Here is an 11,088-nt window from a genome sequence, read left to right as displayed (position 1 = left end):
AGCCACAGCAGGGGGCAACCCTGCCGTTTCCAGCAAGGGTGCGCCTGCACCAGGCAGGGGCATATCCGGCGACAGGCGGAACTGGTGAATCACCTCCAGCAGGCGCCTCACCTGATTCTTCATGCCGGTCGAGGCGGACGAACTGTCATCCACCAGCGCAGCGTTCTGCTGCGTGGCCGCGTCCAGCTGGCGCACGGCCTCTCCGATCTGGGCAATGCCCCGGGCCTGCTCCTGCCCGGCATCCTTGATGGCAGTGATGAGCGACACCACCTGGTTCACATGGAGCACGGTGTTGGCCACACGCTCGCCCGCCTGCCCCACCAGGGTGGACCCGCGCTCCACACCCTGCACGCTGGCCGAGATCAGGCCGCGAATCTCCCGGGCCGCCATGCTGCTGCGCTGCGACAGGCCCCGCACCTCGCCAGCCACCACCGCAAAGCCCCGGCCCTGCTCACCCGCGCGCGCGGCCTCCACCGCCGCATTCAGCGCCAGCAGATTGGTCTGGAAGGCGATGTCGTCGATCACCTTGATGATGTCCGTGATCTTCTGCGACTGGGTCTTGATCTCCTGCATGGTGGCGATCACATCGCGCATCACGCTGCCGCCTTCGTTGGCCACGCTGCTGGCCTCCTGCGCCAGGGCGGTGGCACGTTGGGCGTTGTCGGTGTTGTGCTGCACCGTGATGGTCAGCTGCTCCATCGACGCGGCCGTCTCCTGCAGATTGGATGCCTGCACCTCGGTGCGGCGTGCCAGGTCTTCGGTGCCGCCCGCCATCACCACGGCCTCGTGGGCGACCGTCTCGGTGCTGGCGCGCACCTCGGTGATCACGCGCACCAGCTGGTGGTTCATCTCGCGCAGGGCCCCCAGCAGCTCGGCGGTCTCGTCGTTGCCACGCACATCGATCTGCGCCGTCAGGTCGCCCCCCGCCACGGTGCGTGCCAGCACCACGGCCTGACGCAGCGGCCGCGAGATCGAACGGGTGATGACCCAGGCCATCGCAGCACCTGCCAGCAATGCCAGGGCGGTGGCGGCCAGCATCCACCAGTGGATGGTGTCGCTCATGGCACGCGCCCCGTCAAACTCTGCCGCAGCCACGTTGATCTGCAGCGCCACCAGGCGCTCGATGGCGTCCTGCACCTTGAGCGCGTTGGGGCGGATCTGGGTGATGTACAGCTCCGAGCCGTCGTCGTACTTGCCGGCCACCAGCGCGGCCGACGCCGGGATCAGGCCCTTGTCCAGATAGGTGGCATTGGCATCGGCAAAGGCCTGCGCCAGGGCCTGTTCCTCCGCCCCCAGCGGTTTGGCGGCGTAGTCCTTCCACAGGGTCTGGATGCGCTCGACATTGGCGGTCAGGGCCGCATGGCTGGCTTCCAGGTTGCTGGTGCCGGGGTCCATCAACATGTCCATCACCAGCACGCGGTTGCGCTGCGTTAGGTGGCTGATCTCGGCCAGCACGCCCATGGGCACGGTGCGGTCGCCATACAAGGCAGCGCTGCGCTCGGTCAACCGCTTGGCCCCGCTGATGCCACCGGCCGCCAGGGCCGATATCAGCAACAGCAGCACGGCAAAGGCCAGGGCCAGGCGGGTACCAATTTTCAATTTTTGAAGCATCTGAATCTTTCGTGAAGCTCCACCAGGGCGCCGCCGCCTTGTGGGAGCGAACGCGTGTTGCTGCGGGGGGTAAGCCAACCACCCGCCGTGCACCAAGCCCCCGATGGGATGCGAAAGATACTAATTGTTTCAAATGACAGATTAGTGACTCAGCAAGAAACCTTAGCCGTTCAGGCCAATGCTTCAAATCGCTGTCATTTTGCTAGGATCGGCACCGAAATCTGCCTGTCTGCTCAATGAACACGCGTGAATTTCACTGCACCTGAAATCGTGCATGGCATATCGTTATTCATAAAAACCATTACATAAAACACATGAAATATATTTACTTCCTTTTGCTGGTGACCGTCGCCCTTGTGCAGGCGGGCCTGGCCAGCGCACAGACCGTGACGGGCGCTGGTTCGTCGGCGGCGGCGCCCATCTACCGCAACTGGGCCAAGGCCTATGCCAAGGCCACTGGCAGCGCGGTGGACTACGACCCGGTAGGTTCCAGCGCGGGCATGAAAAAAATCCAGCAACAGGCCGTCGGTTTTGGCGCGACGGACGTGTACCCCGCAGAGAAGGACTTGCTGGAGCACGGCCTGCTGGCGCTGCCCGTGGCCATCACCGGCATCAGCCCCATCGTCAACCTGCCCAAGGTGCAAAACACCCAGCTGCGCCTGACGGGTGAGGCTCTCAGCCGCATCTTCATGGGCGAGATTACCCGCTGGAACGCGGCAGAGATCGCCGCACTGAACCCCGATGTCTCCCTGCCCGACCTGCCGATCAAGGTGGTGGTGCGGGCCGATGGGTCGGGCACCACCTACAACTTTGCAGACTACCTGGGCAAGGTGAGCCCACAATGGAAATCATCGTACGGCGCCAAAACCAGCATCGCCTGGCCTGCGGGTGTGCTGGCCTTCAAGGGCAGCGACGGCGTGGCCAAGGGCGTGCGCGACACGGTGGGCGCCATCGGGTATGTGGACCACGGCTATGTGGCCGAATACGGCCTGACCACTGTGCAGATGAAAAATGCCGACGGCAGTTATGTCAAACCCTCCATCGATGCTTTCAAGGCGGCATTGGCCAACAGCGATTGGTCGGCCACCGGAGTCTTCCACAGCACCTTGACGCAGCGGCCCGGTAAATCGGCCTGGCCTATCACCATGGGCACGTTTGTGGTGTTCCCCAAGGTCACGCAGAACCCCGACCAGACGGCCCAGGCGATCCGGTTCATCCTCTGGTCGTTTCTCAATGGCGACACCTTGGTGCAAGAAAATAATTTTGTCCGCCTGCCAGACCGGGTTCAGGCGTCTGCATTCAAAATCATCACCTCCATCCGGGATAATCAAGGAAAACCACTGGGCATGAGCTTGATATCCTCCTTCAATCGCCCTTCATAATCAATCTACCCTCTCTTGAATCATTGTTTTCCATTATTGGCGGATAACCGCTGCGTGCCCTTCATCCGGCGCGGCCCTGCGATGGGGATACCACGGGATAATGCCGCCACCATGGAAATCGAATTCAAGTTCTGCATCCCGCCCGACCGTCTGGCTGCCGTGCAAGCGGCAGTGCGCCGGGGCCGGTGTGTCGCCATCCGCATGGAGGCCCGCTACTTCGACACGCCCGACGGCGCACTGGCGTCACGCGGGATTGCGTTTCGCCTGCGGCGCGAGGGTGACCAGTGGGTGCAAACCGTCAAGACGCTGGGCGATGGCCCGCTGGACCGGCAGGAGCACAACGTCGCACGCGGCCCCGCCATAGAAGGCATCGCGCCCGAACCCCTGCCCCAGTTGCACAGCGGCACCGTGGCAGGCGCCCGGCTGCAGCAGGCCCTGCAAACCGCTGGTGGCCCCCTCGTCGAAACCTATGGCACCGAGATGGACCGGCTGACACGCGATATCACCCGCCAGGGAGCGGTGGTCGAGCTGGCGCTGGACACCGGCCGGGTGGTGGCCCACCGGGGCACAGCCCAGCAGGCAGAGGCCCCCATTTGCGAGCTGGAACTGGAACTCAAGGCCGGGCCCGTGGCGGGCCTGGCAGCGCTCGCCGCGCAGTGGGCCACGCGGCACGGGCTGTATCTGAGCACCGTGTCCAAGGCCGAACGGGGCGAGCGCCTGCTGGCAGCAGCTGGCAGTCCATCGGGCATTCCCAYTCCATCTGACAGCCCAGCCAGCAGCGGTTCGCCCCCCAAGGCCCGACCCCGGCCCCCCCTGTACCAGCAACTGCCCGCCGGGCAGGCCCTGCAGCGCGCCGTGGTGGCGCAGTGCCTGCAGCAGATCCTGGGCCCCGCCAGCGACATTGCCGAAGGTGCGAGTGATGAGGAGCTGCTGCACCAGCTGCGCATCGGCATCCGCCGCCTGCGCACCGCCCTGCGCGAGCTGGCGCCGCTGGCCCCGGGCAACTTTGACCCCGCCTGGGAGCCGCCCCTGGTCCATGTGTTCCAGCAGCTCGGACACCTGCGGGACCGCAGCCAGGTGATGCAACGCATCGGTGCCGAACTGCGCGATGCCGGAGCGCCGCCCCTGTCCACCCACCCGAACGACGCCACCGGCTTGGAGGCCCAGGCTGCACAACACATCGTGCGCGATGCGGCCTGTCAGGAAGCGCTGGTATATCTGATGGCCTTTTCCACCCCAGGGCTGAACGCCACGGGCGACGCCGCAGCAGGCCTGGACGCCCGTGCCACGCGCCACCTGCTGCAGCAGCGCCTGCGCGCACTGCATGCCCAGGTGCAAAAAGGCGCACGGGGTTTTGCCACGCGCACGCCCCAGGCACAGCACCGGCTGCGCAAACGCCTCAAACGCCTGCGCTACCTCACAGAGTTCGTGGCGCCCGCGCTGGATGCACACAGCGCCCGGTTTCTGGACAGCCTGCAGCCAGCGCTGTCGGCATTGGGTCGCCTCAATGACGAGCGTGTGGCGGCAGCGCTGTACCGCGAGCTTGCAGAGTCCGGCGACCTGAAGGCCTGGTTTGGCGCAGGCTGGCTGGCGGGGCGGCAGGCCCAGTCGGTGGCGGCTTGTGAGCAAGCCCTGGGTGAGATGGAGGAAGCCCCCCGCTTGCGCAAAACCGGCAAACGCTGAAGGGACACCCACACGGCACAATGGCCCGCATGACGGCCTCTCCTCCTTCGCGGCGCCAGCCGCCCTCCGCGCCCCGCCACCCCTCGGCGCGCACCACCCAGCGCCCCACGCCAGACAAAGACCAGATCGCGCTGCTGGAACCCTTTGAACGCCTGGGCCTGGACCGCATTGCGCTGGTCGCCACGCCTGCACAGGCCGACCAGGCTTGCCAGGCGCTGGCCAGCGCCAGTGCCTGGGGTTTTGACACCGAATCCAAGCCCACCTTTGTGCGCGATGAGCCGTCGGACGGGCCGCACATCGTGCAACTGGCTACGCTGGAGCGGGCCTGGGTGTTCCAGCTGCACGACCCCGGCTGCCGAGCGCGCGTGGCCGAGCTGCTGGCCCTGCAGGGTGTGACCAAGGCGGGCTTTGGGCTGGGTGACGACACCAAGCGCATCCAGCACAAGCTGGGCGTGCAACCAGCCGATGTGCTGGAGCTGAACACCGTGTTCCGCCAACGCGGCTACCGCAAGGACATGGGCGTGAAAGGGGCCGTGGCGGTGCTGTTCAACCGGCGCTTCATCAAGTCCAAAAAAGCCGCCACCTCCAACTGGGCCAACGCCCGGCTGAGCGAGGCCCAGCTGGTCTACGCGGCCAACGACGCGTGGGCAGCGCTGCGGGTGTTCAACGCCTTGAATCTGTCCGCCTGAGGGATAAGGAGGGCACAGCCGCCGTGACCCATCACGGCAGTCGCCATCCTGTATTCATTATCAAAAATATAGCTGCTCAGGCATATTCCACTAGCGCTACCGGCCAAAAAGACCTCAACTACACGCCTGACAGGCCCTGTGAGACCCTGTGAGCCCCTGCAGGCGATGTACGCGCCGACCTACAGCCGGGCCGCCAGCCGCGCCGCCTGGTCGATGGCGCGCTTGGCGTCCAGCTCGCCGGCCTCCAGCGCACCACCGATGAGGTGGGGCTTGCGGCCCTGGGCCTCCAGGTCCTGCGCCAGGCTGCGCAACGGCACCTGGCCCGCGCACAGGACCACGGTGTCGCACGGGATCCAGGTCGGGTCTTCGCGCTTCTCGCCGTACGAGACCAGCAGCCCTTCGTCGGCAATGCGCTCGTAGTTCACGCCACCCACCATCTCCACCGCTTTCATCTTCAGCACGGTGCGGTGGATCCAGCCCGTGGTCTTGCCCAGGCCGCCGCCCAGCTTGCCCTTCTTGCGCTGCAGCAGCGTCACCTGCCGTGCAGGGGGCGTCACGCGCGGGCCGCTGGCGGCCAGGCCACCGCGCGCCTCGGCCGGGTCGGTGATGCCCCATTCGGCCTTCCAGGCGGGCAAATCGAGCGTGGTGGAGGGGTGCTCACCATGCGTGAGGAACTCGGCCACATCAAAGCCGATGCCGCCCGCGCCGATGATGGCCACGCGCTCGCCCACCGGCTTGCCGTGGCGCAGCACATCGATGTAGCTCAGCACCTTGGGGTGGTCCTGGCCGGGGATCTTCGGGTCGCGCGGCTCCACACCGGTAGCGACGATGACCTCGTCAAAGCCCGCCAGGTCGGCGGCCAACACGCGCTCGTTCAGGTGCAGTTGCACGCCTGTGTCCTCCACGCGTGTGGCCAGATAACGCAGCATTTCGTGGAACTCTTCCTTGCCCGGAATCACCTTGGCCATGTTGAGCTGGCCGCCGATGGCGGGCGCCCCGTCGAACAGGTGGACCTCGTGGCCACGCTCGGCAGCCACCGTGGCAGCGGTGAGGCCTGCAGGCCCCGCGCCCACCACCGCGATGCGCTTGCGCGACGACACGGGGCGGTACACGAGCTCCGTCTCATGGCAAGCACGCGGGTTGACGAGGCAGCTGCTGGTCTTGTTCTGGAACACATGGTCCAGGCAGGCCTGGTTGCAGGCGATGCAGGTGTTGATGCGGTCGGCCCGTCCTTGCGCGGCCTTCTTCACAAACGCCGCATCGGCCAGCAGGGGCCGCGCCATGGACACCATGTCGGCACAGCCATCAGCCAGCACCTGCTCGGCCACCTCGGGCGTGTTGATGCGGTTGGACGTGACCAGCGGCGTGGTGACGCCCGCCGCCGCGAACTCGGCCTTCATCTTTTGCGTGACCCAAGCAAACGCTGCGCGCGGCACGCTGGTGGCAATGGTGGGCACCCGCGCCTCGTGCCAGCCAATGCCGGTGTTGACGATGTTCGCCCCGCCCGTGGCCACGGCCTTGCCCAGGGTGACGATCTCGTCCCACGCGCTGCCGCCGGGCACCAGGTCGATCATCGACAAGCGGTAGATGATGATGAAGTCCGGCCCCACGGCCTCGCGCATGCGGGCCAGAATCTCCACCGGCAGCCGCATGCGGTGGCTGTAGTCGCCGCCCCAGGCATCGCGCCGCAGGTTGGTGGCTTGCGACAGAAACTGGTTGATGAAATAGCCCTCCGAGCCCATCACCTCCACGCCGTCGTAGCCCGCCTCGCGCGCCTTCACTGCACAGCGCACGAAGGCACGGATCTGGCGCTCCACCCCGCTCGCCGACAGCGCGAACGGCGTGAACGGCGAAATCGGCGACTGCAGCCGCGACGGCGCCACCGCCAGCGGGTGGTAGGCATAGCGGCCCGTGTGCAGGATCTGCAGTGCGATCTTGCCGCCCGCCTCGTGCACGGCCTCGGTCACCACGCGGTGGCGCTTGGCCGCGCCCGAGGTCGCCAGCGTGCCCGCAAACGGTTTGGCCCAGCCCGCGATGTTGGGCGCAAAGCCACCCGTCACGATCAGGCCCACATCCCCCTCGGCCCGCTCGCGGAAGTACGCCGCCATGCGAGACAGGTCGCGCCCGTCCTCCAGCCCGGTGTGCATGGAGCCCATGAGCACACGGTTCTTGAGGGTGGTGAAGCCCAGATCGAGCGGGGCAAGCAGGTGCGGGTACAACGCGGCACCAGGCATGGAGGCAGCGGCTGCAGAGGCGGCAGGAACGGCCATGGGAGGAGAGGAATGCATGGAAGGATCGTGGACTAGAAGTATTTTCTAGAACTTTATTCTAGAATCCCGTTCCATGGCAAGCCGCAATTCCCCGCCCCCCACCTCGTCCCCTGCCGAAGCAACCACCGACCGCCGCCAGGACATCCTGAACGCCGCCCTGGCCTGCGCGGCCGAAGGCGGCGTGGATGCAGTCACCATCGACGGAGTGCGGGCGCGCTGCGGGGCCAGCGTGGGCAGCATCTATCACCACTTTGGCAACCGCGACGGCATCGTGGCAGCGCTGTTCTTCGAGATCTTTCACGACCAGTCGCGCAGCGTGCAGGCGCACCTCGATGCCGCCCAGGGCGTGGAGGCGGGCGTGTTGGCCCTGGTCACGGGCTACCTGGATTGGGTGGTGACGCAGCCCGAGCGGGCGCGGTTCATGTTCCAGGCGCGCAGCGCAGTGGCAGCGGGCCCGCGCACGCCCGACCTGGCCGAGGCCGCACGGCGCCGCAACCAGGCGCTGGTGGCCTGGTTCGAGCCCCACCGCCAATCGGGCGCGCTGCGCAACCTGCCGTGCGAGCTGATGCCGTCGCTGGTGATGGGGCCGGTGCAGAGCTATTGCAGGGCGTGGCTGTCAGGCAATGCAGGCCAGGGCGGCCTGCCCTCGCCCACCACGTACCGCGCAGAGCTGGCGGACGCAGCGTGGCGGTCCGTCAGGGCGTAGACCGAGCGATCCGATCAGTAATGCGGCGGCAGCTCGTCGCGCAGGTTGCGCGGGCCGTTCGAGCCGCCTTCGGGCGCCTGCTGGCGCAGCTGGATGACCTCGTGCGTCAACCGATCGATCAATTGCTGCTGCTGGTAGATGGTCATGTTCAGCTGGTCCAGCAGGTCTTCGGTAAAGCTGGCCTTGATCTCCAGGCTTTCGAGGCGCTGGAGAACGTTGGCGAGATCGTTGGTGTCGGACATGGAGGCGTCAGATCGCCTGGCCCAGGCGCGCGACGCCTTCGCGGATCTTGTCCACATCGGCCGTCGCGAACGACAGGCGGAAGGTGGCGTGGTCGGGGTTGGCGCAGAAGAACGGCGTGCCGGGCACAAAGGCCACGCCCTTTTCAATCGCGCGCTTGGCCAGCACGTTGCCATCGGCCACCTTGCCGCCTGCACCCGTGAGGCGCGCCCACACGAACAGGCCGCCCTGGGGCTGCACAAATTCGATGGCGTCGCCCAGCTCCTTGCGCAGGGCATCGCCCATGGCCTGGGCGCGCTCGGCATACACCTTGCGCACATGGGCCAGCGTGCCAGGCATGCGGCCGGCCTTGAGGTACTGCGCGGCCGTGGCCTGCGCAAAGGTGCTGGTGTGCGCGTCGCTGAACTGCTTGCACATGGTGGCCTTGCCCAGCAACTCGGCCGGAGCAATCATCCAGCCCACGCGCAGGCCGGGCGACAGCACCTTGCTGAGCGAGCCGCAGTGCACCAGCAGCTCGCGGCTGCCGGGCACGGTGGCCGACAGGTTGAGCAGGCTGGGCGGTGGCGCATCGCCAAAGTACAGGTCGCCGTAGGGGTCGTCCTCGACGATCAGGGTGTTGTGCTTCACCGCCATCTCCAGCACGGCCTTGCGGCGCTCCAGGCTCAGCATGGCGCCGCTGGGGTTGCCGAAGGTGGGGATCAGGTAAACGAATTTCGGCTTGTGTTCGGCAATGAGCTTTTCCAGCTCGTCGGTCTTCACGCCATTGCCATCGATGGGCGCGCTGATGAGTTCGGCGCCGTACAGGCGAAAGCACTGGATGGTGGCGAGGAAGGTCGGGCCTTCCACAATCACCTTGTCGCCGGGSSWGATSAKGGTCTTGCCSAGCAGRTCSAGCGCCTGCTGGCTGCCGGTGGTGACGATGAGGTTGTCGGCCGCGACATCCTTGGCGCCCTTGCTGGTCATGAAGGCGGCCAGTTGCTCGCGCAGCGGGTTGTAGCCCTCGGTGGCGCCATATTGCAATGCGGCGCCGGGCTCTTCGGCCAGGGCGGCGTTGCTGGCTGCGCGGATGCCTTCCACGTCRAACATSGCGCTGTCSGGRAAGCCRCCCGCAAAGCTGATGATGCCGGGCTTGCCCAGCAGCTTGAARAGYTCGCGGATGGCGGAGGTTTCKACGTTGTTCAGGCGGTCGGCAAATTGCATGGCGTGGACAGAAGTGGTTGGCAACAAACTCTGCATTGTCGCCAATTGCGACGCAGGATTCATGCGGTGTCTTTCCAAGAGGCTCTAAACTGGGTTTTCCGTCCACCGCCACTGCCCTGCCCGCCATGACCCTGACCCTCCGCACCCTGCCCCGCATGCGCCTTGCCACCATGCGCCACACCGGCGCCTACGGCCACCCGGGCCTGACCGAGTTGTGGGAGCGTTTTGGCAGCTGGTGTGCCGCCCACCGGCTGAATGATCCGCGCCCCAAGTTCTATGGCTTCAGCCACGACGACCCGGGCTGCACGCCGCCCGAGCAGTGCCGCTATGACGCAGCGGTGCAGATTGGCGTGGGCCTGCGCACCGGGCCCGATGTGCAGGTGATGGACTACGAAGGCGGCGACTACGCCTGCATGCACTTTGTGGGCACGGGGCCCGAGATTGCCGCCGCCTGGGCGCAGATGGGCACGCCGGGCCAGATCCCCGACGGCTGGGAATGGGAGCCCCGCGCTGCGCTGGAGATCTACGACGAGGACTTTGCGGTGGCCCCGGCCACGGGGCGCTTTCCGTGCTGGCTGTGTATTCCGGTCAAGCGGACGCGCTGAATCCCATGGGGTTGCGCTGACGGGCCGGGTAGCCCTTTTCAGCGCGGACCGTCAATCCACCCGGATATCCGCCCGTGCCGCCACCGCGCGCATCAGTGGCAGCTCGCGTTCAATGCGCGCGCGCAGCGCGTCGCCATTGCCACCCAGCGGCGTCAGGCCGATGTCCACCATCTTCTTCTTGAACTCCGCCGAGGCCATGGTCTCGGCCAGGGCCTTTTCCAGCTTTTTCTGCACGGGTGCGGGCAGCCCTGCGGGCCCCACAAAGGCAAACCAGGAACCCATGTCAAAGCCGGGGTAGCCGCTTTCGGCCACCGTGGGCACGTTGGGCAGCAAGGCCAGGCGCTGCGGGCTGAGCGCCGCAATCGCCTTGATCTTGCCGGACTTGATGAGCGGGGTGGATGCCACCACGGTGTCCACCGCCAGTTGCACCTGCCCGCCCATCAGCGCCGTGAGACTGGGCGAGCTGCCGTTGAAAGGCACATGCATCATCGGAAACCCTGCAGTGGTCTTGAGCATCTCGGCGCCAAAGTGCACCGACGAGCCCGTGCCATAGGAGCCGTACGAGAACTTGTCCGGCGCGGCCTTGGCTTGGGCCACGATGTCCTTGAGCGACTGCCCCGGGGTGTCGTTGTGGGCCACCAGCAGCAGCCCCATGTCGGCCACCAGGGCCAGGGGCGTGAAGCTTTTGATGGGGTCGTACGG

The 11,088-nt window shown here is 66.5% G+C and carries 10 protein-coding genes; 5 read left to right on the top strand and 5 right to left on the bottom strand.

Annotated elements, in window-relative coordinates:
- On the bottom strand, nucleotides 1-1,599 hold a 1,599-nt coding region (locus tag AC04MI_RS20020; RefSeq protein WP_476498513.1), incomplete at its 3' end, for a methyl-accepting chemotaxis protein.
- Between the two features lie 353 nt (nucleotides 1,600-1,952).
- Here AC04MI_RS20020 and pstS point away from each other — a divergent pair.
- The 3 genes from pstS to AC04MI_RS20005 all read left to right on the top strand — a co-directional run bounded on the left by pstS (nucleotide 1,953) and on the right by AC04MI_RS20005 (nucleotide 5,365).
- Nucleotides 1,953-2,993 carry a phosphate ABC transporter substrate-binding protein PstS gene (gene pstS, locus AC04MI_RS20015; RefSeq protein WP_476498512.1) on the top strand — a complete coding sequence of 347 codons (1,041 nt, stop codon included), beginning with the start codon at nucleotides 1,953-1,955 and terminating at the stop codon, nucleotides 2,991-2,993.
- A 111-nt stretch (nucleotides 2,994-3,104) separates the two neighbouring features.
- Nucleotides 3,105-4,676, top strand: a complete 1,572-nt coding sequence (locus tag AC04MI_RS20010) for a CYTH and CHAD domain-containing protein (RefSeq protein ID WP_476498511.1) — start codon at nucleotides 3,105-3,107, stop codon at nucleotides 4,674-4,676.
- 20 nt (nucleotides 4,677-4,696) lie between these two features.
- A complete protein-coding gene (locus AC04MI_RS20005; RefSeq protein ID WP_436079056.1) occupies nucleotides 4,697-5,365 on the top strand; it encodes a 3'-5' exonuclease in 669 nt (222 codons plus the stop codon).
- 179 nt (nucleotides 5,366-5,544) lie between these two features.
- On the opposite strand, the gene AC04MI_RS20000 is transcribed toward AC04MI_RS20005, so the two are convergent.
- Nucleotides 5,545-7,599: an oxidoreductase gene (locus tag AC04MI_RS20000; RefSeq protein WP_436079211.1), complete on the bottom strand. Its 2,055-nt coding sequence runs from the start codon at nucleotides 7,597-7,599 to the stop codon at nucleotides 5,545-5,547.
- Between the two features lie 109 nt (nucleotides 7,600-7,708).
- Between AC04MI_RS20000 and AC04MI_RS19995 the strand changes: the two genes are divergently transcribed.
- The gene (locus AC04MI_RS19995; protein ID WP_436079057.1) at nucleotides 7,709-8,341 is read left to right on the top strand and encodes a TetR/AcrR family transcriptional regulator; all 633 of its coding nucleotides are present in this window, start codon (nucleotides 7,709-7,711) and stop codon (nucleotides 8,339-8,341) included.
- A gap of 14 nt (nucleotides 8,342-8,355) precedes the next feature.
- Here the strand turns inward: AC04MI_RS19995 and AC04MI_RS19990 are convergent, their stop codons facing one another.
- Both AC04MI_RS19990 and AC04MI_RS19985 read right to left on the bottom strand, forming a co-directional pair.
- Nucleotides 8,356-8,583: a SlyX family protein gene (locus AC04MI_RS19990; RefSeq protein WP_008906148.1), complete on the bottom strand. Its 228-nt coding sequence runs from the start codon at nucleotides 8,581-8,583 to the stop codon at nucleotides 8,356-8,358.
- A gap of 7 nt (nucleotides 8,584-8,590) precedes the next feature.
- Complete coding sequence (locus AC04MI_RS19985) at nucleotides 8,591-9,781, bottom strand: aminotransferase-like domain-containing protein (protein WP_476498510.1); 1,191 nt, start codon at nucleotides 9,779-9,781, stop codon at nucleotides 8,591-8,593.
- A 125-nt stretch (nucleotides 9,782-9,906) separates the two neighbouring features.
- On the opposite strand from AC04MI_RS19985, the gene AC04MI_RS19980 reads away from it, so the two are divergent.
- Entirely contained in the window at nucleotides 9,907-10,386 is a 480-nt protein-coding gene (locus tag AC04MI_RS19980) for an AraC family transcriptional regulator (RefSeq protein ID WP_436079059.1), read from the top strand.
- Between the two features lie 51 nt (nucleotides 10,387-10,437).
- On the opposite strand, the gene AC04MI_RS19975 is transcribed toward AC04MI_RS19980, so the two are convergent.
- The coding region (locus AC04MI_RS19975) for a Bug family tripartite tricarboxylate transporter substrate binding protein (RefSeq protein ID WP_476498509.1) at nucleotides 10,438-11,088 on the bottom strand (651 nt) is incomplete at its 5' end.

The sequence above is a fragment of the Acidovorax sp. LjRoot204 genome, from assembly GCF_056175785.1.
The sequence above is the reverse complement of the archived record's forward strand: the minus strand, read 5'-3'. Positions and strand labels throughout refer to the sequence as shown.